Annotated in this window: 18 protein-coding genes; 13 read left to right on the forward strand and 5 right to left on the reverse strand. The window is 69.0% G+C overall.

Annotation, left to right across the window (positions count from 1 at the left end; all coding sequences use genetic code 11):
- Positions 1–71: 71 nt before the first annotated feature.
- Complete coding sequence (locus BRX43_RS04995; protein ID WP_125993761.1) at positions 72–368, reverse strand: hypothetical protein; 297 nt, start codon at positions 366–368, stop codon at positions 72–74.
- 69 nt (positions 369–437) lie between these two features.
- Entirely contained in the window at positions 438–1,322 is an 885-nt protein-coding gene (dapA, locus tag BRX43_RS05000; protein WP_125993762.1) for a 4-hydroxy-tetrahydrodipicolinate synthase, read from the reverse strand.
- Between the two features lie 89 nt (positions 1,323–1,411).
- Between dapA and BRX43_RS05005 the strand changes: the two genes are divergently transcribed.
- The 9 genes from BRX43_RS05005 (at position 1,412) to BRX43_RS05045 (ending at position 15,134) form a co-directional block, all read left to right on the forward strand.
- A complete protein-coding gene (locus BRX43_RS05005) occupies positions 1,412–3,403 on the forward strand; it encodes a lytic transglycosylase domain-containing protein (protein ID WP_125993763.1) in 1,992 nt (663 codons plus the stop codon).
- Between the two features lie 14 nt (positions 3,404–3,417).
- On the forward strand, positions 3,418–3,903 hold the full coding sequence (gene greB, locus BRX43_RS05010; protein WP_125993764.1) for a transcription elongation factor GreB: 486 nt from the start codon (positions 3,418–3,420) through the stop codon (positions 3,901–3,903).
- Between the two features lie 50 nt (positions 3,904–3,953).
- Positions 3,954–4,205, forward strand: a complete 252-nt coding sequence (locus tag BRX43_RS05015; protein WP_125993765.1) for a hypothetical protein — start codon at positions 3,954–3,956, stop codon at positions 4,203–4,205.
- Positions 4,206–4,244: 39 nt separating this feature from the next.
- On the forward strand, positions 4,245–5,087 hold the full coding sequence (locus BRX43_RS05020; RefSeq protein ID WP_125993766.1) for an NYN domain-containing protein: 843 nt from the start codon (positions 4,245–4,247) through the stop codon (positions 5,085–5,087).
- A gap of 127 nt (positions 5,088–5,214) precedes the next feature.
- Positions 5,215–7,761 (forward strand): TonB-dependent receptor, encoded by a 2,547-nt coding sequence (locus BRX43_RS05025; RefSeq protein WP_241214781.1) that lies wholly within the window; start codon positions 5,215–5,217, stop codon positions 7,759–7,761.
- Positions 7,762–7,909: 148 nt separating this feature from the next.
- Positions 7,910–9,070: a mannonate dehydratase gene (gene uxuA / locus BRX43_RS05030; protein WP_241214782.1), complete on the forward strand. Its 1,161-nt coding sequence runs from the start codon at positions 7,910–7,912 to the stop codon at positions 9,068–9,070.
- 349 nt (positions 9,071–9,419) lie between these two features.
- Positions 9,420–10,208: a protein ImuA gene (locus BRX43_RS05035; RefSeq protein ID WP_241214783.1), complete on the forward strand. Its 789-nt coding sequence runs from the start codon at positions 9,420–9,422 to the stop codon at positions 10,206–10,208.
- The gene (locus BRX43_RS05040) at positions 10,123–11,889 is read left to right on the forward strand and encodes a DNA polymerase Y family protein (RefSeq protein WP_125993769.1); all 1,767 of its coding nucleotides are present in this window, start codon (positions 10,123–10,125) and stop codon (positions 11,887–11,889) included. Before BRX43_RS05035 ends, BRX43_RS05040 begins: the two co-directional genes overlap by 86 nt.
- Positions 11,889–15,134: an error-prone DNA polymerase gene (locus BRX43_RS05045; RefSeq protein ID WP_125993770.1), complete on the forward strand. Its 3,246-nt coding sequence runs from the start codon at positions 11,889–11,891 to the stop codon at positions 15,132–15,134. The genes BRX43_RS05040 and BRX43_RS05045 overlap by 1 nt, the downstream gene beginning before the upstream one ends.
- Here the strand turns inward: BRX43_RS05045 and BRX43_RS05050 are convergent.
- Together BRX43_RS05050 and poxB are read right to left on the reverse strand one after the other, a co-directional pair.
- On the reverse strand, positions 15,112–15,633 hold the full coding sequence (locus tag BRX43_RS05050) for an FUSC family protein (RefSeq protein WP_125993771.1): 522 nt from the start codon (positions 15,631–15,633) through the stop codon (positions 15,112–15,114). The two genes, BRX43_RS05045 and BRX43_RS05050, sit on opposite strands and share 23 nt — an antisense overlap.
- Before the next feature lie 17 nt (positions 15,634–15,650).
- Positions 15,651–17,375 carry a ubiquinone-dependent pyruvate dehydrogenase gene (gene poxB, locus BRX43_RS05055; RefSeq protein WP_125993772.1) on the reverse strand — a complete coding sequence of 575 codons (1,725 nt, stop codon included), beginning with the start codon at positions 17,373–17,375 and terminating at the stop codon, positions 15,651–15,653.
- Between the two features lie 249 nt (positions 17,376–17,624).
- On the opposite strand from poxB, the gene BRX43_RS05060 reads away from it, so the two are divergent.
- Together BRX43_RS05060 and BRX43_RS05065 are read left to right on the forward strand one after the other, a co-directional pair.
- Positions 17,625–18,884 (forward strand): PQQ-dependent sugar dehydrogenase, encoded by a 1,260-nt coding sequence (locus BRX43_RS05060; protein WP_125993773.1) that lies wholly within the window; start codon positions 17,625–17,627, stop codon positions 18,882–18,884.
- Positions 18,881–19,735 (forward strand): hypothetical protein, encoded by an 855-nt coding sequence (locus BRX43_RS05065; RefSeq protein WP_125993774.1) that lies wholly within the window; start codon positions 18,881–18,883, stop codon positions 19,733–19,735. Before BRX43_RS05060 ends, BRX43_RS05065 begins: the two co-directional genes overlap by 4 nt.
- Here BRX43_RS05065 and BRX43_RS05070 read toward each other — a convergent pair.
- Positions 19,719–21,194, reverse strand: coding sequence for a hypothetical protein (locus BRX43_RS05070; RefSeq protein WP_125993775.1), 1,476 nt, complete (start codon positions 21,192–21,194; stop codon positions 19,719–19,721). The two genes, BRX43_RS05065 and BRX43_RS05070, sit on opposite strands and share 17 nt — an antisense overlap.
- A 151-nt stretch (positions 21,195–21,345) precedes the next feature.
- On the opposite strand from BRX43_RS05070, the gene BRX43_RS05075 reads away from it, so the two are divergent.
- Positions 21,346–22,311 carry an SDR family oxidoreductase gene (locus BRX43_RS05075; protein ID WP_125993776.1) on the forward strand — a complete coding sequence of 322 codons (966 nt, stop codon included), beginning with the start codon at positions 21,346–21,348 and terminating at the stop codon, positions 22,309–22,311.
- The gene (locus BRX43_RS05080; protein ID WP_125993777.1) at positions 22,308–22,631 is read left to right on the forward strand and encodes a hypothetical protein; all 324 of its coding nucleotides are present in this window, start codon (positions 22,308–22,310) and stop codon (positions 22,629–22,631) included. The genes BRX43_RS05075 and BRX43_RS05080 overlap by 4 nt, the downstream gene beginning before the upstream one ends.
- Positions 22,632–22,633 lie beyond the last annotated feature (2 nt).

A 22,633-nucleotide genomic window follows, 5' to 3' on the forward strand; every position in this document is an offset into this window, starting at 1 on the left:
CGATGTAGGCGCGCGATGCCGCTTAGGGAAGCGGCGGTTGCGACCGGTGCGGTGCGAAGCGCGCCCGGACGTCAGAAGGGCTTGGACAGGCGCAGCATCAGCCGGTTGCTCGGCACCCCGCCGACGTTGCCTTGCTCGACCTCGGCCGCCGCCTCGGCGCCGCCGGGCAGCGGCATCGCGGCCTTGGGGATCAGCGGCTGCTCCGGGCGGGGCGGCAGCGGCTTGAGACGGTAGCGATCGTCGTTGCGGCCGCACACGATCACTTCGTCGCTCGCCGCCGGCCTCGCGGGACAAGGCGCATCGGAACGGCGCGGCCGGGCGATCGGCAGGACGGGACCCGAGACCATCTGCAACAGCGCCCACAGCATCGATCGACATCCCCCGCCCGAGGGCGACGAACATCATCCCGGATCATGGCGCAGATATGACAAGCTGGATCAGATCAGCCTCGCCATCGCCAGCCCTGCGTCCACCGCCGCCCGCGCCGCGTCGGACGGCCAGGTCATCGGCAGGCGGAGCGCGGGCGGGAAGTCCGGGCGGACGCGGGTCAGCGCATATTTGACCGGCCCCGGCGAGGCATCGGTGAACATCGCGTCGTGCAGTGCATAGAGCCGGTCGTGCAGGGCCAGCGCCGCCGCGTGATCGCCCGAGGCGCAGGCGGCCTGGAACTCGGCGGACAGGCGCGGCGCGACATTGGCGGTGACCGAAATGCAACCCACCCCGCCCAGCGCGTTATAGGCGAGCGCCAGATCGTCATTGCCCGACAGCTGCGCAAAGTCCGCGCCCAGCGCCAGCCGGTGCTGCGTCACGCGCGGCAGCACGCCGCTGGCATCCTTCACCCCGACGAACAGCGCGGGAAAGGCCTGGACGATCCGGATCAGCGTCGCCGGCTGGATATCGGTGACGGTGCGGCCCGGCACATTGTAGAGGATGATCGGCAGCGGCGCATCGGCGGCCAGCGCCTCGAAATGGCGGAAGATGCCCTCCTGCGAGGGGCGGTTGTAATAGGGCGGCACCATCAGCGCGGCGTCCGCCCCGGCCTCCCTGGCGGCGCGCAGATTGGCGGCGGCGACGCGGGTGTCGTTCGATCCGGCCCCAGCGATCACCGGCACCCGCCCGCGCGCCTGGTCGACGCAGACCCGCACGACATGGAAATGCTCCTCGGCGCTCAGCGTCGCCGCCTCGCCCGTGGTGCCGCAGGCGACCAACGCCGCCGACCCTTCCGCGATCTGCCATTCCACGAAGTCGCGAAAGGCCGCCTCGGCGAACCCGCCGGCCGCGTCGAACGGTGTCACCAGCGCGGGGATAGAGCCTGAAAACATTATGATACTTCGTCCTATTGCGGCGGTTCGCGAGAAGCCGCCAAAATTTCGTTCAGGACAGATACGGGTTCGATCCCTATCCTGTCCACATGATCGCGCCCCTGAAATCGACCCTGCTGCTATCCCTTCTCGCCGGCACGGCCATCCTGCCCCAGTCGCAGGAACAGAGCGACCGCGCCTCCACGCAAGCCGCCAACCGCATCGCCGCCGGCCTGCCGCAACCGACCGCCAGTCCCGCCATCGCCTCGGCTTTGGCCGAATGGCGGGCGCTACGCCAGACCGATGCCCTGCCCTTCGACAGCTATGCCGGCTTCACCCAGCGCCACCCGGGCTGGCCGGGCGAGGCGGCGAACCGGCGGGCGGCGGAGCGCCAGGCGGCCAACGCCGCGCCGGCCAATGCCGTCGCCTTCTTCCGCCGCTATCCGCCGCTGACCGCGACCGGCACGGTGGCTCAGGCACGCGCCTTGCTCGCCACCGGCGATGCCGCCGGGGCACAAGCCGCCGCGCGCGCCGCCTGGCGGATGGGCGCCTTGTCGGGTGCGGACGAGAGCGCGATCCTGACCTATTTCCCCAATGCGCTCCGCCCGGAGGATCAGGACGCGCGGATGGACCGGCTATTGTGGCAGGGCCAGACCAGCCTCGCCCAGCGGCAGCTCGCCCTGGTCAGCCCAGCCAAGCGCCCGCTGTTCGAGGCACGGCTCGCCTTCCGCACCAAGGCGCCGAACGCCGCCGACCTGTCCGCCGCGACCCAGGCCATCTACGCCAACGACCCCGGCTACATCGCCGATCGTGCGGTCTGGCTGCGCAACACGCTGTCGCCCGGCGTGCGCGCCTATCTGGCACAGCCGCGCACGCTGGCGACCCGGCCGGGCGATGTCGAGAAATGGTATGAGGTGCTGCTCGTAAACGCCCGTGCCGCGGCGGCGGACAGCCAGTACCAGCTCGCCTACGATATCGCCCGCCAGGTCGACGATGCCTATCCCGCCGGCACCGACGTGTCGAAGAAGCCCTATGGCGAGCGGGACGATTATACCTCGCTGGTCTGGTTGGGCGGGCAGGTCGCGATGAAGCAGCTCGGCCGCCCCGCCGATGCGATGCCGCTGTTCGAACGCTATGCGCGCGGCAGCCAGGCGCCGCAGACCCGCGCCAAGGGCTATTATTGGGCCGGCCGCGCGGCCGAGGCGGCGGGGCTCCAGCCGCAAGCCGCGCAATTCTATGCGCAGGCGGCGGGCTATCGCGACCAATATTACGGACAGCTCGCCCTGGAGCGGACCGGCCGGCCACTGGCCGCGCCGCCGCCCGTCGCCGCCCCGACGCTCGATCCGGCGGTACGGGCCGCGTTCAACGCGCGCGAGATCGTGACGGCGGCGCGCTTCCTGGGCCAGATCGGCGACTGGCAGGACCAGACCGCCTTCGTCCGCCAGATCGCCGCCGATGCCACGACCGACACCGATCACCTGCTCGCCGAGCAATTGTCGCGCGAGATCGGCCGCCCCGATCTGGGCGTGATGGTCGGGCGCAGCGCGATGCAGAACGGGCTGACCGACTATTCCGCGATCGGCTTTCCCGTGGTGCCGATCCCGGCCGGCTATGACGACAGCTGGACGATCATCCACGCCATCGCGCGCCAGGAAAGCCAGTTCGACCGCGCCGCCATATCGGGCGCCGGCGCACGTGGGCTGATGCAGCTGATGCCCGCCACCGCGCGCGAGCAGGGTGGCAAGATCGGCTTGAGCTTCACGCCGGAGCAGCTGTCGTCCGACCCGTTCATCTCGATCCAGCTCGGGGCCAGCTACTTCCAGCGGGTCTATGCCAATTATGGCAGCTATCCGCTTGCGATCGCGGCCTATAATGCGGGCGGTGGCAATGTGAACAAATGGCTGCGCGCCAATGGCGACCCCCGCACCGGCGCGGTCGACTGGGTCGATTGGGTGGAGGCGATCCCCTATGGCGAGACGCGCAACTATGTGCAGCGCGTGCTGGAGAATGCCGTCGTCTACGACCTGATGAACCCCGCCCGGTCGAAGAGCCGGGGTGCGGCGCGGCTCAGCTGGTATCTGGGCAAGACCCGTCCGGGTTGAGTAAGGGAGGCCGGGTGACCGATCGACCCAATTACATCACCCCCGCCGGCTATGCCGCCCTTCGGACCGAATATGAGCAGCTGTTCGCGACCGAGCGCCCCGCCCTAGTCGAGACGATCAGCTGGGCCGCCGGCAATGGCGACCGGTCGGAGAATGGCGACTATATCTATGGTCGCAAGCGGTTGCGTGAGATCGACCGGCGGCTGGGCTGGCTGTCGCAGCGCATGAAGGCGGCCAAGGTCGTCGATCCCGCCGCCCAGACAGACCGGACGCGCGTCTGGTTCGGCTGCACCGTCACCATCGCCGACGAGGATGATCAGCAGCGTGTGCTCACCCTGGTCGGCGACGACGAAGCGGATGCCGGCCAGGGGCGGGTTGGCTGGTACTCGCCGATCGCCCGTGCGCTGCGGGGCGCAGGCCTGGGCGACCTCCGCCGCGTGACCTTGCCCGCGGGTGAGAAGGAATATGAGATCATGGGCATACGCTACTCGATAGATTGAGGAACATGGGCGTTTGGCGGGCCGTTGGTCATGCAGAAGGAGAGCATGACATGGCTGAGAATCCCCGCACCACCACGGCCCGCGAGACCGACGATCACGAACTGATCGACGCCGCCATCGCCGATTCCGACCCGGCGATCGAAGGCAGCAGCGGCGGTGGCCATTTGCAGACCGATATCGGCAGCCAAGCCGATCGCATCACCGATGTCGACGATCCCGAGGCGCATCTCCGGCCCGAAAAGGCCGATGCCATCGCCAACGACCAGGCCTATGATGGCGATCGGCGCGGCAATAGCGGCTGACGGCTTGCCGTGCGACGCCGGGCTTGCGACACGGGGGCCATGGAAGAAACGCCCACCCGCAACATCGCATTGCTGATCGACGCCGACAATGCGTCCGCCGCCACCATCGATCCGGTGCTGACCGTGCTGGCCGAACTCGGCACGGTCAACGTCCGCCGGGTCTATGGCAACTGGACCAAGCCGGCGCTCAAGGGCTGGCGCGACATGACGGTGAAGCACGGCATCGAGCCGCAGCAGCAGTTCGACCTGACCAAGGGCAAGAACGCCACCGACATGAAGATGACGATCGACGCCATGGACCTGTTGTTCCGCGGCAAGGTCGAGGGATTCGGCATCATGTCGTCCGATTCCGACTTCATGCCGCTGGCGATGCGCATCCGGCAGGAAGGCATTCCCGTCTACGGATTCGGCACCAGCCGCACGCCGGAGGCCTTCAAGCGCGCCTGCACCCGCTTCATCGATGTGGGGGCGCTGGCCGCCCGCGTGCCCGAGATCGCAACGCCCGCTCCGGCCCCGGCCGTCCCGCCGCAGCCACCGCGGGTGACGGCAACCGTACCGCCGGCCGTCGCCAAGCCTCCAAACAAGGATGTGCCGATCGCGGAGTCCCTGCCCCCGGCGATCGTTCCCAATCGACCGGCCAAGGCCAAGACCCCGGTCGATCCCGAACTCGTCGAGCTGCTGGTCGCAGCCTATGATGCGACCAAGCGGGATGAGAAAGGCTTCGTCTCGCTGTCCGCCATGGGGCAACTTGCCGCCAATCGATCGAGCTTCGACGTCCGCAATTACGGCTATCACCGCCTTTCCGACCTGATCGAGGCCGTGCCCATCTTCCAGATCGAGCGGCGCGAGGGCGGCCGCTCTTTCGTCAGGCGGGTTCGCTGACCGGGATCGGCTCTCACGCTTGCCGATAGGGCAATATCAGATACTGATCCACGATAGTTTGTAATGCGGGTGTCGCATTATATCCATAATGGCCCGATCCGACACATGGATTGTCGGGGGACTTGTTGTGGTACTGAATATCTTCCGCTTCGCCGGGGTCGGCGGGGCGTGCCTGTGCTTGGCTGCGCCGCATCTCGCCTTTGCACAGACCGCCGGCACCATCGCCGCCGAGGACATGGCAAAGGACGAGATCGTCGTCACCGGCAGCAAGCATGACGCGACCGGCATCGAAATCCCCAATTCGCCCAAGGCGCGCGCCGTCGTCACCCAGGATTTCATCACCCATACGGTGCCGGGCCAGTCGATCTTCAACGCGCTCAATCTGTTGCCCGGCGTCAACTATGTCGCCAGCGATCCTTATGGCGGCAATGGCGGCACCATCCGCATTCGCGGATTCGATCAGTCGCGCATCGCCTTCACCTTCGATGGCCTGCCGCTGAACGACGCGGGCAACTACGCCATCTATTCCAGCCAGCAGATCGATCCCGAGCTGGTGGAGTCGGTCAACGTCAATTTCGGGGCGACGGACGTCGATACGCCGACCGCAAGCGCCGCCGGCGGCACGGTCAATTACCGCACCATCATGCCGACCCATCAGGTCAGCGCGATCGTCGATTACAGCCATGGCCGCGGCGAGATGAACCGCGTGTTCGGCCTGATCAACACCGGCGACCTGACCGCCAGCGGCACGCGCGCCTGGGTGTCGGCGAGCAACCAGCGTTACGCGCTGCAACCCTATGCGATCGTGCGCAAGAGCCAGTATAATGCCCGCATCTACCAGCCGATCGGGTCGGGCAAGGATTTCGTCTCGCTGGCCGGCTTCTTCTACCAGCACCGCAACATGGGCTTTGGCGGCATGTCGCTCGCCCAGGTCAACACGGTACTGGGCGGTGCACTGCCGATTGCGAGTGCCACGAGCGACCGGCCGTTGCGCGTCGATCTCACCCGCGCGCAATATGACCGGGTCCTGGATGCCAGCGCGCGATATCAGAATGCCGATCATTGCACCCTGGCCTCCGGCACGCCGGGGACGGGCACGATGCAGGACGACCGCAAGCTCTGCGGCAATGTGCGCCAGATCGGCGTCAACCCGGTCGACACCGGCAATGCCCGCTTCAACAGCCTGTTCACCCTGAACGATCGGCTCACGCTGACGCTCGATGGCGGATACAGCTACACGCTGGCCAATGGCGGCGGCTCGACCGTGTTCGCCGAAAGCGACGCCAATGCGGGCAAGGGCGGCGCCTCGCGCAACCAATATGGCCGGATCGGTGCGGGGATCGCCACTGGCCGTGACCTGAACGGCGATGGCGACCGGCTGGACTATGTCCGCGTCTTCTATCCCTCGAACACGCAGACGCACCGGCTGATCGGCATTGCCGGCCTGCGCTATGACATCGACCCGTCGAACCTCGTGCGCCTGGCCTATACCTGGGACCGCTCCCGCATCCGCCAGACGGGTGAGGCCGGCGCGTTGCAGGTCGATGGAACGCCGGTCGGCGTCTTCGGCGGACGCGATCCCCAGGCGGCGGTACGCGACGCGACGGGCGCGGTACTCAACAAGCGCGACCGCCTGACCTTCGCCGTCCTGCACCAAGTGTCGGGCGAATATCGCGGCAAGCCCCTGTCCGACGACCTGTCGATCACGCTGGGGCTGCGCGCGGCGTTCTTCCGACGCAATATGAGCAACGCCTGCTACACCATCCCGAACAGCAGCAGCGAAGCCTTCTGCACGTCGCAGGCCGCCAGCATCGTGGCGGCCGACAGCCGCACGGCCGGGTTCGGCGCGCCCTATACGGGCCGCATCCGGGAATATCGCGCCCTCCTGCCCAGTGCCGGACTGGTCTGGCAGATGGACCCGGCGGTCAGCCTCTATGCCAGCTATAACAAGGGCTTCTCCGCCCCCACCACCGACATCTATTCCTATGACGACAAGGCGATCTCGCTGAAGGACAAGGAAGCGGTGCCGGAAAGGACCGACTCCTACGATGTCGGCCTGCGCTATATCACCGGGCCGGTCCAGGTGCAGTTGGGCGGCTGGTACATCCGCTACGCCAACCGGCTGGTCACCACGACCACGCCGCTGGAAGGCGGCGGTACGATCAGCGCCAGCCGCAATGTCGGCGGAGTCGACAGCAAGGGGATCGACGCGACCCTGTCGCTGATGCCCACCTCCTGGCTGTCGGTCTACGGCTTCGGCTCCTATCTGGGATCGACGTTGAAGGAGGATGTGCTGGATGGCGCGACCGGCAAGGTGCTGATCGCGACCAGGGGCAAGGCGCTGGTCGACACGCCCAACTGGCAATATGGCGGCCGCGTCCAGGCGTCGCTGCCGTTCGCCGTGGTCGGCGTCTCCGCCAAGCATGTCGGCGACCGCTTCATCACCGACGAGAATGACGCCAAGGCCGCCGGCTATACCCTGGTCGACCTGGATGCGCAGGCGACGCTGGGTTGGGCCGGATTGGACAAGACCTATCTCCAGCTCAACGTCACCAACCTGCTCGACAAGCGCTATTTCAGCAATGTCTGGTCGGCCCCGCGCATCGCCAATGGCGGGTCGCTGAACTTCGGCAACGGGCGCACCGTGATCGTCAGCCTGCACTTCCAGTTCTGACGGCGTCTTGCACGTCGGCCGCATCCGCGACCCTTTAGAGGGTTTCGGTGCGGCCGAACTATGGGCATGAGCCCGTCGTGACGATACCGGTACCAAATGTCCGGGCAAGCGACAGGAGAATGGGGTGCAGCAGGCCGACCGCAGGATGATGACACAGACGATGCGCTGGTTCGGTCCGGCCGACCCGGTGGCCTTGCGCGACATCCGCCAGGCCGGGGCGACCGGCATCGTCACCGCGCTGCACGAACTGCCCAATGGCGTGGTCTGGCCGCTGGAGACGATCCTCGCCCGCCAGTCGATGATCCGCTCGGCGGGCCTGGACTGGGACGTGGTCGAGAGCCTGCCCGTCCATGAGGGGATCAAGACGCGGGGGCCCGACTGGGACCGATTGATCGACGCCTATCATCAGAGCCTGCGCCATCTGGCGGCGGCGGGTATCCGCACCGTCACCTATAATTTCATGCCGTTGCTCGACTGGACGCGCACCGATCTGGCCTGGGCGATGCCGGACGGCGCGCTGGCGCTGCGGTTCGAGCTGGAGGCGGTCGCCGCCTTCGACATCCACCTGCTCGAACGGCCCGGCGCCGCCGGCGACTATACGCCCGCCATGGTCGAGGCGGCCGCCGCCCGCATCGCCGGCATGGACGCCGAGGCGCGGCACCGGCTAGAACGGACGATCATCGCCGGCCTGCCGGGCAGCGAGGAAAGCTTCACCGTCGCGCAGTTCCGCGACGCCATCGCCGGTTATGACGGCATATCGGCCGACGATCTGCGCGCCAACCATGTCGCCTTTCTGGAAGCGGTCTGCCCGGTGGCGGACGAGGTCGGCGTCCAATTGGTTGTCCATCCCGACGATCCCCCCTTCCCGATCTTCGGCCTGCCCCGCGTCGTCAGCACCGAGAGCGACGTGGCCGCATTGTTCGCGCGGGTGCCCAACCGTTCGAACGGCCTGTGCTTCTGCACCGGGTCGTTCGGGGTCCGCGCCGACAACGACCTGCCCGGCATGATCGACCGGCTGGGTGAGCGGATCGGTTTCCTGCATCTCCGCGCCGTCGCGCGCGAGGCGAACGGCGCGTTCCACGAGGCACCGCATCTGGAGGGCAATGCCGACATGCCCGCCGTGGTCGCCGCGGTCAGCCGGTTGCAGCAGCGCGAGGATCGCAGCATCCCGATGCGCCCCGACCACGGCCACCAGATGCTCGACGACCTGACCAAGCGCACCAATCCCGGCTATTCGCTGCTCGGCCGGATGCGCGGCCTCGCCGAACTGCGTGGGCTGGAACGCGGCATCCTCCACGCGGATGGCTGACCGGCATCGCCGCAGGAGGGTTTGGCGCGACCGGGGGCTGGGCGGTGCGGGAGGCGGAGACGCGGTCATGGTCGCGATCGACCTTCCACAATCCGGCGAAACTGGGTGCCTCCCGGCCTTCGACCGTGACCCATGAATGACGATCGTCGGGAATTCGGCGATCGTCCGCCGCCCTGGGTTGGGCAAAGCCATGGGGTGGTCGATGTTCCGGCTGTTGCCCCTTCGCGATGATGCAGGCCGATGCGACGCTGAAGCCCCAAAGCATGGCATCATCCTTTCGGTGCCGTAACGCCTTGACCATTGGCCGATAAATCTGGAACATATAGCGAACAAATGAGTCGCTACAGCCATGTCCCACTTTGCCCCTGACGATCTGCCGGACGATCCCCCCGCCAAACGGATCGCCGCGCTCCGCACCGCGCTCGACCAGGGGGTGCGGCCGCGCGGGGCCGGCGTGCTGCCGTTCGGGGTGGATGCCATGGACGGGCGGCTGGCCGATGGTGGGCTGGCGATGGGCGGCCTGCACGAGGTCGCCGCCGCCGCGCCGACGCTGAACGACGATGCCGCCGCGACGCTGTTCACGGTCGGCATCGCCGCTCGCGCCGCCGTGCTCAAGGGTCGGCGCGTGCTATGGGCCCTGACCCGGTTCGACCTGTACGCGCCCGGCCTGGAACAGGCCGGCCTCGACCCCGCCATGCTGCTCTTCGTCGAGGCGCGCGAGGACAGCCAGGTGCTGGCGGTGATGGAGGATGGCCTGCGCCATGGCGGGCTGGCGGCGGTGGTCGGCGAGGTGAAGCGCGCTGACATGGTCGCGACCCGGCGGCTGCAACTGGCCGCGATGAACGGCGACGCGCCCGCCCTCCTCGCCCGCCACTGGCGAAGGCCGGCCCTCTGTCCGCTGGCCGAGCATTCGGCGGCGATGACCCGCTGGCGGATCGGCTGCGCGCCCTCGGTGCGGTTGCCGGCGCCCGGTGTCGGCCGCGCGCATTGGACGGTCGAGCTGACGCGCCAGCGCGGCGGACCCGGATTCACCCTGGAACTGGAGGCATGCGATGCGACGGGTTGCCTCGCTCTACCTGCCGCATCTCGCGATCGAGCGGTTGCGGCGGCTGGAGCGACCACCGCACGCGCGGCCTGATCGGCCGGTCCGCACGGCGCTGCTGCCGGTGGACGACGATCCCGGCGCCTGCTCGGTGCCGCGCGGCGGCGGCTGGCGGCCCGGCGCGCGCTGGGCACGGGGGGAAGCGATCAAGGCACTGCCGCTCCATCAGCGACCGACGATGCGCGAACTCGGCCGCCGATCCGAAGCGGCCGAGCATCCGTTCAAGCACATGACGCCCCCCGCCCCGATCGCGCCGCACCCCGGGGAGCCGGGGCCCGAAGCCCGGCCGATGGTGCTGGCGGCGCAGGTCGGCCAGCGTCAGCTCGTGACCGCCGCCTGCCCCGCGGCGCTGGCGCTGGGGCTCGCGACCGGGATGGCGGTGACGCAGGCGCGGGTGCTGGTGCCCGCGCTCGACATCCGCCTCGCCGAACCGGCGGCGGACGCGGCATGGCTGGACGGCCTTGCCCGTCATGCCGTGCGCCACTGGACGCCGATCGCCGCGCCCGACGGCCCGCAGGGCCTGTGGCTGGATCTGAGCGGCGTCTCGCACCTCCATGGCGGCGAGGCGGGGCTGTGTCGGCGGCTGCTCCATTTCTGCCGCCGGCTGGGTTTTTCGGCGCGGGTGGCGGTGGCCGGCACGCCAGGGGCCGCCCATGCGCTGGCGCGGTTCGGCGGGCAGCCCATCCTGCGGATCGCCAATGGCCATGAGGCGCAGGCGCTCCGCGCTTTGCCTCCCGCCGCGCTACGCCTGACACCGGAGGCCTGCACCGCCGCTGGCCGGTTCGGACTGGATCGGATCGGCGACCTGATCCCGATGCCGCGTGGACCGCTGGCGCGCCGATTGGGCCTCGCCACGGTGAGGCGGCTGGACGAGGCATTGGGTCGCATACCCGAGCCGATCGCGCCCGTCCTCGCCCCCGACACCCCATATGCCAAACGCCGGCTGCTGGAGCCGATCGGCACGGCGGACGCGATCGCGCAGGTGGTCGGTGACCTGCTCGCCGATCTGGTCGAGCGGTTGCGCGACCGGGGACTGGGCGCGCGGATGCTGCTGCTGATCCTCGACCGGATCGACGGGAGCGAGCAGCGGCTGGCGATCGGCACCGCGCGCGCCAGTCGGGACGCGGCCCATCTCGCCCGCCTCTTCGCCTTGCGCATCGACCGGATCGATCCCGGCGAGGGGATCGAGACGATGCGCCTCGCCGCGACCCGCACCGATCCGCTGGGCGCGACGGCATTGGGAGCGAGCCTGGCCGGGGACGATGCGCCCGCCGATGTCGCGACGCTGGTCGACCAGATCGCCGGCCGGGTCGGAGGGGCTGCGCTGTTCACCGCCGCACCGGTCGAAAGCGACGTACCAGAGCGCGCGGTTCGCCGCGCCGATCCGCTGGACGCGCCTGGCGGCTGGCCCGACTGGCCTCGGCCCGTGCGCCTGCTCCTTCGTCCCGAGCCGCTGGAGGCGGTACTCGCGCTCCTGCCCGACCAGCCGCCCCGTCGCTTCACCTGGCGGGGACAGGTCCATGCCGTGGTCGCGGGCGACGGGCCGGAACGCGTCCATGGCGAATGGTGGCGACGCGACGGCGAGATGTGGAGCTGCCGCGACTATTTCCGCGTCGAGGACAGCCGGGGCGCGCGGTTCTGGCTGTTCCGGCGCGGCGATGGCGAAGACCCGGCGACCGGCGACCTGTCCTGGCATCTGCACGGGCTGTTCGGTTGATGGCGAGCCCCACCACCTATGTCGAGCTTCAGGTGACGAGCCACTTCTCGTTCCTGCGCGGTGCGTCCAGCCCCGACGAACTGTTCAGCGCCGCCGCCCTGCTCGGCCACCGGGCGCTGGGCATCGCCGATCTCGGCTCGGTCGCCGGACTGGTGCGGGCCTGGGCGGCGCAGAAGGCGACGGGCGTGCGGCTGATCGCGGGCGCGCGGGTGGTGCTGGACGATGGCCGCGCGTTGCTCCTCTATCCGATCGACCGGCCCGGCTGGTCGCGGCTGACCCGCCTCCTGTCGATCGGCAAGGCGCGCGCCGGCAAGGGTGGCTGCACGCTCGGCTGGGCGGACCTGCCGGAGTGGCAGGAGGGGCTGATCGCAATCCTGCTGCCGGGCGATCCGGGCGCGGCGGCGGCGCGCGACCTGGCCGACCTGCGCGCGGTCTTCGGCGACCGGGGCTATTGCGGCCTGACCTTTCGTCGCCGTCCGAACGACGCGATGCGGCTGCACGAACTTGCCCGCCAGGCCGGCATGGCGGGGGTGCGTGCGGTCGCGCTGGGCGATGTGCTCTATCACGCGCCCGAGGTGCGGCCGCTCCAGGACGTCGTCACCGCGATCCGCGAGAAGCGGACGATCGACACGCTCGGCTATGCGCGCGAGCGCCATGCCGACCGGCATCTGAAATCGCCCGGCGAGATGGAGCGCCGCTTCGTCGCCTTTCCCGACGCGATCGCCGCCACCGCCACGATCGCCCGGGCCTGCACCTTCGACCTGGGCGAGCTGAGCTACCAATATCCGCACGAACGCGTGATGGACGGGCTGACCGCGCAACAAGCGCTCGAACGGATGACCGGGGAGGCGGCGGAGCGCAAATTTCCGGACGGGGTGCCGGAAGCCTATCGCCGGCAGATCGACCACGAACTGCGCCTGATCGGCGAACTGGGCTATGCGCCCTACTTCCTCACCGTCAACAGCATTGTCGCGGAAAGCCGACGACGCGGCATTCTGTGCCAGGGGCGCGGGTCGGCGGCGAACAGCTGCGTCTGCTACCTGCTCGGCATCACCAGCATCGATCCGATCAAGCACGAGCTGCTGTTCGAGCGCTTCGTCTCCGGCGAACGGCGCGAGCCGCCCGATATCGACGTCGATTTCGAGCATGAGCGGCGCGAGGAGATCATCCAGTGGATCTACGACAGCTACGGCCGCACCCATGCGGCGCTGACCGCCGTCGTCACCCGCTACCGTGCGCGCGGCGCCATGCGCGAGGTCGGCAAGGCGCTGGGCCTGCCCGAGGATCTGACCCGCGCGCTCGCCGGCCTGGTCTGGGGGTGGAGCGAGGAGGGCGTGGGCGAGAAGCAGGTCGGCCAGCTCGGCCTCAACATGGACGACCGGCGGCTGCGCCTCGCGCTCGATCTCGCACGCCGGCTGATCGGCACGCCGCGTCATCTGTCGCAGCATCCCGGCGGCTTCGTGCTGACCCATGACCGGCTCGACGACCTCGTGCCCATCGAGCCGGCCGCGATGGACAAGCGGCAGGTGATCGAATGGGACAAGGACGATATCGACGCGCTGCAGTTCATGAAGGTCGATGTGCTGGGGCTGGGGATGCTCGGCTGCATGAACCGCGCCTTCACCCTGCTGGCCGACGCCAAGGACGTGCATGTGGGAATGGCCGATCTCCAGGACGACGATCCGGCCGTCTATGCGATGATCCAGAAGGCGGACACGCTCGGCACCTTCCAGATCGAGAGCCGCGCGCAGATGGCGATGCTGCCGCGCATGAAGCCGGCCGAATTCTACGACCTCGTCATCGAGGTCGCGATCGTACGGCCGGGACCGATCCAGGGCGACATGGTCCACCCCTATCTGCGCCGACGCGAGAAGATCGAGAGACCGGACTATCCGCGTCCCGAACTGCGCGCGGTATTGGAGAAGACGCTGGGCGTGCCGCTGTTCCAGGAACAGGCGATGAAGGTGGCGATCGTCGGCGCCGGCTTCACCCCTGCCGAAGCCGACCAGCTCCGCCGCGCCATGGCGACGTTCAAGTTCACCGGCGGGGTCCATCACTTCTACGAGAAGCTGGTCGGGGGCATGGTGGCGAACGGCTATCCCCGCGACTTCGCCGAACGTACGTTCAAGCAGATCGAGGGGTTCGGCTCCTATGGCTTTCCCGAAAGCCACGCCGCCAGCTTCGCCAAGATCGCCTATGCCAGTTGCTGGATGAAGCATCATCATCCGGACGTGTTCTGCGCCGCGCTGCTCAACGCGCAGCCGATGGGCTTCTACGCGCCTGCCCAGATCGTTCGCGACGCGCAGGAGCATGGCGTCGAGATCCGCCCGGCGTGCATCAATGCCAGCCGCTGGGACTGTACGCTGGAAGCGACCGCCGGCCGCTATCTGGCGGTGCGGCTGGGCCTGCGCCAGGTACGCGGGCTGGCCAATGTCCATGGCGCGGCGATCGTCGGCGCACGCGGGCACCTGCCGTTCGAGTCGGTCGAGGATCTGTGGCGACGGGCCGACATCCCCCGCGCCGCGATCGAGCGGCTGGCGGAGGCCGATGCCTTTCACAGGCTGGGGGCCGACCGGCGCCAGGGACTATGGAAGGCGCGGGGTCTGGACGAAGCGCCCCTGCCCCTGTTCGCGGCGGCGGCGGGGCGCGAGCCGGAGGTCGCCTTGCGTCCGTTGACCGAGGGGCGCGAGGTGGTGGAGGATTATCGCGCGCTGCAATTGTCGCTGCGCGCGCACCCCCTCGCCTTCCTGCGTGACGAGCTGACCCGACGCGGCGTCACCCGCGCCGCCGATCTGGCCCAGCTTCGCGACGGACGGCATGTCGAGGTGGCGGGGCTGATCCTGGTCCGGCAGAAGCCGGGCAGCGCCAAGGGCGTGCTGTTCATCACCATCGAGGACGAGACCGGCATCGCCAACGGCATCCTCTGGCCCGACCGGTTCGAAGCGCAACGCCGCACCGTCATGTCGGCCTCGATGATCGGCATGAAGGGCCGCGTCCAGCGCGAGGGGCAGGTGATCCACGTCATCTGCGACCGGATCGTCGATCATGGCGATCTGCTCGCCCAGGTCGGACGGATGGACTTCCGCCCCAGGACCGGGCGCGGCGACGGCGCGCGCCATCCCGGCGCGCCCGATCGCGGCGATGCCGGCTGGCGGCCGGGTCCGCGCGACAGCTACTGGCCAAGCCATGCCACGGGGATGGACCCGGAGCAGGTGGTGCGGATCAAGTCGCGCGACTTTCACTGACCCCGCGCGCCAATCGGCGCTCCAGCCGCAGGATCACCCATTCCGCCACCTGGTGCAGGATCGCGCCGACCAGGGCGCCGAGCAGCACCTCCTGCGCGCGATCCCATCCGGTCTCGAGGACGGTGCCGCCGGTCGGCACGGTGGTCAGCACGATGACGGCCGTCCACATGCAGACCCGCGTCTCCGGCCGCCAGCGGGTGATGCTCGCCGCGATCCCGACCGCCACCGCCAGCCGCAGTTCCGCCGATCCGGCGGGCACGACCATGGCGGAGAACAGCGCCACCACCAGCCCGATCAGCGTCGCCGCGACCCGCCAGCCCAGCGCGCGGTGCGTGTCGCCGATCCGGTCCTGCGACACGACCAGCGCGGAGACGCAGGCCCAGACCGGATGGCCCAGGCCCAGTCCCTCCGCCAGCCCCGCGGCGACGACCGCCGCCGCCGTGCAGCGCAGAACAAAGGCGACGGACCGCAAGGCCCCGGACGGAGGCGCCGCCGCCATGGCCCCGCCCTTCCCCGTCACCGGAACAGATTGGCCCGCGCCAGCTCGATCACCTCCGTGCCCCGTCCGCTCATCACCGCGCGCGCGGCATAGAGGCTGAACCCCTTGACCTGCTCGGCCTTGATCTTGGGCGGCATCACCAGTTCCAGCCCCTCGGTCACCACATCGACCAGCGCGGGGCCGTCATGCGCGAAGGCGGCGCGCAGCGCTCCTTCCAGCGCGTCCGACCGCGTGACCCGCTCGGCGACATAGCCCATTTCGCGCGCGATCGCGGCGAAGTCGGGATTTTGCAGGGCGACATTGGCATCGACATAGCCGGAGGCCTTCTGCTCCAGCTCGACGAAGCCGAGCGTGCCGTTGTTGAAGATGACGATCTTGATCGGCAGTTTCATCTGGATCGCGGTCAGCATGTCCCCCATCAACATGGTCAGGCCGCCATCGCCCGACAGCGACACCACCTGTCGCCCGGCAAAGGCCGCCTGCGCGCCCAGCGCCTGGGGCATGGCATTGGCCATGGAGCCATGGTTGAACGATCCGATCAGCCGCCGCTGGCCGTTCATCCGCAGATAGCGCGCCGCCCAGACCGAGGGCGTGCCGACATCGGCGGTGAAGATCGCGTCCTCATCCGCCAGCCGATCGATCGTCGCGGCGACGAATTGCGGATGGAGCGGCTTGTCGCCGTCGCGCGGCGTCGCCAGTTCGTCCAGGCCCTTGCGGGCATCGCGATAATGCTCCTTCGCCTTGGCCAGGAACGCGCCGTTGCGGCCGCCCCGGATCAGCGGGCGCAGCGCGCGTGCGGTCTCGCCGACATCGCCGACCACGCCCAGGTCGAGCGGCACGCGCCGGCCGAGCGCGGTGGCCTCGCGATCGACCTGCACCACCCGCGCCTTGTCGGGATAGAAGTTGCGATAGGGGAAGTCGGTGCCCAGCATCAGCAGCGTGTCGCACTCCATCATCGCGTGATAGCCCGACGAGAAGCCGATCAGACCGGTCATGCCGACATCGAAGGAATTGTCCCATTCGATCCACTCCTTGCCGCGATAGGCGTGGACGATCGGGGCCTGCAACGCCTCGGCCAGCGCGACGACATCGTCATGCGCGCCCGCCACCCCGGCACCGCAGAGCAGGGTCACCCGGTCCGCATCGTTGAGCAGCGCGGCGACCTGCGCCAGCGTCGCATCATCTGGCAGCAGGCGCGGCGTGGCCGGCAGGGCGAAGGGCACGTCGCGCGTTTCCGGCGCAGGCAGCAGCGCCACATCGCCGGGGATGACCAGCACCGCGACGCCGCGCCGGCCGACGGCGGTGCGGATCGCGCGGTGAAGCAGCTCGGGCATCTGCTTGGCGTCCTGCACCATCTCGCAGAAATGGCTGCATTCGCGGAACAGATCGGTCGGATGCGTCTCCTGGAAATAGGACAGGCCGATCTCGCTCGACGGAATATGGGCGGCAATCGCCAGCACCGGCACATGATTGCGATGGCAATCGTACAGGCCGTTGATCAAATGGAGGTTGCCTGGACCGCAACTGCCCGCGCAGACCGCCAGCCCGCCCGTCGCCGCCGCCTCGGCTCCGGCGGCGAAGGCTCCCGCCTCCTCGTTGCGGACATGCATCCACTCGATCGCACCCGACGTCCGCAGGCTTTCGTTGAAGGCGTTCAGGCTGTCGCCCGTCACGCCCCAGATCCGTTCCACCCCGGCCTCGACCAGGGTGCTGGTGAGAAGATCCGCGATCGTCCGTGCCATGATCCGATTTGTCCTTGTTGCGACGCATCACCATCGAATTGGTGCGGTGCGATAACGATTATGATCGCGATTGTATTCCTTGCAATCGCAAGCCGGCAGCAGTTCGCGACAAAGGACCGCGTCGGCACAATTTTTTTATCCAGACGGAGCCGCACGTTCGGCTGGTGCATTAGAAAACCCGACAAACCGGGAGCCGTCATGAACCATTTGACCAGCCGGAGGCTCTTGGCCTCCACCCTTTGCGCGACCATGGCATTGCCCACTGCGGCGCATGCGCAGACTCCGCCGGCCGGCACCGCCACCAAAGCCGTCCTGGGCGCGGAGAGCCAGCCGCAGCCCTATGCGACCGAGTCGGTGGTCAATCACCCCCGCACCATCGGCTGGCCCGAGGGTCGCACGCCGGTCGCGCCGCGTGGGTATCAGGTGGTGAAGTTCGCCGGCGGCCTGGATTATCCCCGCCAGGCGCTGCTGCTGCCCAATGGCGACGTGCTGGTCGCCGAGGCGCGCACCAAGCCCAAGCTCGACGCCGAGCCGGAGGTGCAGCGCGGACAGGCCCTGTCCAAGACGACCGGCTTCAGCGCCAACCGCATCACCCTGTTGCGCGACGCGGATCGTGACGGGGTGGCGGAGCAGCGGTTCGTGCTGCGCGACAGGCTGAACCAGCCGTTCGGCATGCAATATGCCGGCGGTCGGCTCTATGTCGCCAATACGGACGGCGTGGTCAGCTTCCCCTTCCAGCCGGGCCAGACGCGCATCACCGCCGCGCCAGCGCCGGTCGCCAGCCTGCCGGCGGGCGGCTATAACAATCACTGGACGCGCAACCTGCTGCTCAGCCCGGATGCGCGCACGCTCTATGTATCGGTCGGGTCCGCCTCCAACGTGGCCGAACATGGCATGGACGAGGAGAAGCGCCGCGCCGCCATCCTGGCGATCGACCTCGCCACCGGGCGCGAGCGGCTCTATGCCAGCGGCCTGCGCAATCCCGTGGGCATGGACTTCGCCCCGACCACCGGCACGCTCTGGACCGCAGTGAACGAGCGCGACCATTTCGGCGACGATATCGCGCCCGACTATCTGGTCGGGGTGCGCGAGGGTGGCTTTTACGGCTGGCCATATAGCTATTATGGTCGGCAGGACCCGCGCCACGCCAATGAACGGCGCGACCTGCTCGCAACCACGCTGATGCCCGATGTCGCGGTCGGTCCTCATGCCGCCGCGCTGGGCCTCGCCTTCGCCAAGGATCGCCCCGGCACGGACCAGCTTGCCTTTGTCGCGCGGCACGGTTCGTGGAACCGGGCATCGTTCATCGGCTATGACGTGCTGGCCGTCCCCTTCGCCCAGGGCCGCCCCACCGCTGAGCCGCGCCCCTTCCTGACCGGCTTCGTCGCGGATGCCAGGAAGGGCGAGGTCTATGGCCGGCCGGTCAGCGTCCAGACGCGCGGCGATGGCGCGGTGTTCGTGGTCGACGACGCCGGCGACACGGTCTGGCTGGTCCGTCGCGCTTCGTGAGGGCGTGGCTGGGGGCCGCATCGGCGCTGCTCGCACCGGTTTCGGCCCAGGCGGCGGAGCGCCAGTCGGTGCCGGTGATCGATACCGAGGACGCGACGCTCGGCACCACCCAGGTGCCGGCCGGCGCGTTCCACGGCACCCTGTCGCTGGACATACGCAACGGCGATTATGCGCGCGGGGCCTATGACGACGACGATGCCGACCTGTCGCGCCTGCCGGTCCATGTGGCCGTCGTCTTCGCCGGAGTGCTGGCGCGCGATGCTGCGGGGGATGCGCGGCTGTTCCTGATCGGGCAGAGTTCCAACGGCTTCCACGCCCCCTCGGCCGACGAACGCACCCGCCCCCGCAGCTGGTATGAGAGCAACACCATCGTCGCGCTCGCATGGCAGCCGGCAAAGGGCCTGACCACCGCCGCCGCCTATTCGATCAAGGCCAGCCCCAACGGCATCGCGGGGACGACGCATGAGGCGAGCCTGTCGGTGCGCTATGCCGGTGGCCGGGGCATCGGCTGGTGGCGGCCGAACCTGGTCGTCACGCGTCGAACCCAGGGTGATGGCGGTGTCTTCACGCTGGTCGGCCTGTCGCCGGAGGTGCGGCTGGGCGAGACGACGCTGTCGGCGCCACTGGTGGCGGGCATCGGCTGGAGCGGGTTCTACGGGCCGGACAGCGGCGATCGGCGCTATGCCAGCGCAGGGATCTCGGTGCAGCACCCGCTGGGTCGCGCCGCCAGCCTGCGGGCGGAAATCCTGGCGATCGCGCGTGACCAACGCCTGCGCCGGCTCGACGCGCCCGGCGGCGCCACCGCCCCGGTCGTGCCGCTGGCGACGATCGCGCTCAGCGTGCCCTGGTAGGGTTCGGGCGGATACAGGGGGTGTAGACGCGCATCCGTCGCTTCCCGCGCGGAGCCGTGCCCGCAAGGCAGTAGTCGCGGGACAGTGCCGTCGTCACCGCAGCCAGGCTGGCGGGATTGAAGAACGACCTCTCGCGATCAAGCGTCACCACAACCGATGGGCGGCTCGCCATGATCCGCGCTACCTCTGCACCTTCGTCAACGCCGCTTGCTCCACCTTCGATCGCACTCGCCAACGTGTTCGGAAAGGCGAAGGCCGTCGGAATGCAGGCATTCGCCAGATAATAGAGGATGGAGGGCCCCCCGAACACATAGGGGCAGGCTCCCGCTTGGCCGTCCCTTTGCATCAGTGCAACAATCGGCGCGATGGCCGCCTGGTCATCGTGTCGGTTCACGCGCTCGCCGGCGAAGACCAGCATCGACAAAATGATTACGACGTTGCGCAAGCGGCGGGATTGGCCCAGCGACACGCCCGCGAGTGCGGCTAGCGGGGGCAACAGCGGCAGGGCATAATGCTCGTAGAACGTACCGATGCACAGAAATCCGACCAACGCAGCGAGCAGCCAGCCGATCGCCAGCGCGTGGACCGCATGACGTGCGGCGCGGGGGCCGATCCGCGCCAGCGTGACGCCGGCCGCGATCACCAAGGGCAGGATCAGACTGATCGCCACCACAAGGTTGAGCAGCATCTTGCCCGCCGGATAGGCCTGCCGCAGGGTAATCGACACGAAGTTGGCGAACCAGAAGGCCTGGAACGCCCCTGCCCCCATCATGGCATAGGCCAGACCGACCACCAGTGTCGGCGCGATCCCCGCCACGCCCCAGGCCAACGTCCAGCCGATCGTCGCGCCCGGCCGCCGGACCCGCACGATCGCCCAGAGATGCGCCAGGCCGATGAACAGTCCCTCGAACGCGGCGGTGTACTTGATCTGGATCGCCAGGCCGCACAGTGTGCAGGCGGCCAGGCCGTTGCGCCCGATCGCCTGTGCCGCCCGCTCGGCGGTGAGGGGGGGCAGGCGCAAGGTCAGCAGCGCCGCCAGCGCGACCGGAAGATTGTAGAAGACCGGGGACTGCCCGCCCTGCCCGCCGATCACCGCCATGGTCAGCAGGTAGAGGATGCCCGCGCTCCAGGCACCGACCGGGGCCGCGCCCAGGCGACGGGCGATGTGCAGGATCACCGCCGCGGTCGCACCCGCGAACAGGGCTGCCGCCACCTGATAGACGATGATGCCATCCGCCGGAATCAGCCGGAACCCCGCGAACAACAGGAAGAGGCCGTACGGCTTGCGGTCCCAAAGGTCGATGAACGGCACCGCGCCGTGCAGCATCCGGTCGCCGACCAGCAGATACCATTGCTCGTCGATATCAAGCACCGGATTGCCGAAATCCCAGCCGCGCAGCAGCAGCGCCAGCACCAGCATCGCCGCCAGTACGACGGCTGGCCGCTGCCCCGAAGGCAATGATCCTGGATCGCGATGCACCGTTAAAAACCTGATCCTGATCAAACAGCCGGGACCGTCCCGGTAGGCGAGCCGCGAGCAGGCGGCAAGCAGTGTCGGGAACGCAGGCCGGAACTCATGCGTCCATGACCGCGCTGATCGAGGAACCGCCATGACCCAACATCCCTTGCGCATCGTCATCACCGGCGCATCCAGCGGCATCGGGGCCGCCACCGCGATCGCCTTCGCAAAGGAGGGCGCGCAACTGATCCTGGCCGCGCGCGGTGCGGAGGGACTGGCCGATATCGCCGCGCGCTGTCGCGCCGCCGGCGGCACGGCGGAGACGCAGGTGCTGGACGTCACCGACGCGGCGGCGGTATCCGCCTTCGCCCAGACGGCGCAGCAGATGCTCGACGGCATCGACCTGTGGTTCAGCTGCGTCGGGGTCGGGGTGGTCGGCCGGTTCCAGCAGGTGCCCATCCAGGATCACGCCCGCGTCATCGACACCAATCTGACCGCGCACATGAACGAAGCCCATGCCGTGCTGCCGATCTTCCTGGCGCAGGAACATGGCACCTGGGTCAACATGATCTCGGTCGGCGGCTTCGTCGCGACGCCCTATGCCGCCGCCTATGCCGCCAGCAAGTTCGGCCTGCGCGGGCTGTCCCAGGCCCTGCGCGGCGAAGTCTCGAAATATCCGCGCATCCATATCTGCGACGTCTATCCGACCTTCGTCGACACGCCGGGAATCGATCATGCCGGCAATTATACGGGTGCGCGCCTGTCGCTGCCGCCCGGTGCGCTCTCGCCGGACAGCGTGGCGAAGGCGGTGGTGCGGCTGGCCCGGCATCCGCGCAACACGACGGTGATCGGCGCGCCGGCGTTCGCCCTGAAGCTGGGGCAGTTCGCCATGCCCAATCTGATGGCGGCGACGATGAACGGCTTCATGGACGTCTGGTCCCGCCACGCCGAGCGCGGCGAGGATGGTAGCGGCGCGGTCCATCGCCCGCCCGCCGGCGCGAGCGGCCCGGATGGCGGTCGCCGCGATCCCGAGCGGGGCCGCAAGGCGGCGACCGGAGCCGCGCTGGCCCTGGGTCTGGCGGGTATCGGCGCATTGCTGTGGCGACGGCGACGGTGAGCGCACCGCCGGTCACCCCCGATGGACGCTATATCGTGGTGCGCGGCCGGCTGTGGCGACGCGCCGACCCGGATTTGCCGGAGGCCGAGCGGCAGGCGCATGTCACCGCATTGATGACCGCCCGCCGGGCCGTCCGCAGCGCGCTGGCCGATGGCGATACCAATGCCCTTCGTGCCGCGCGCTCCGCCGTCGATGCCGCCAAGGTCGCGCTCGGCGAACGGGGTCCGGTCTGGTGGCCGGGCGAGGAGGATCTGAACCGTCACCTCGCCCGCAACACCCATTATGCCGACTGGTATGCCGGGTTGGCGCTCGACGCCTGATC

Source organism: Sphingomonas sp. S-NIH.Pt15_0812, from assembly GCF_003951315.1.
Classification (GTDB): Bacteria; Pseudomonadota; Alphaproteobacteria; order Sphingomonadales; family Sphingomonadaceae; genus Sphingomonas.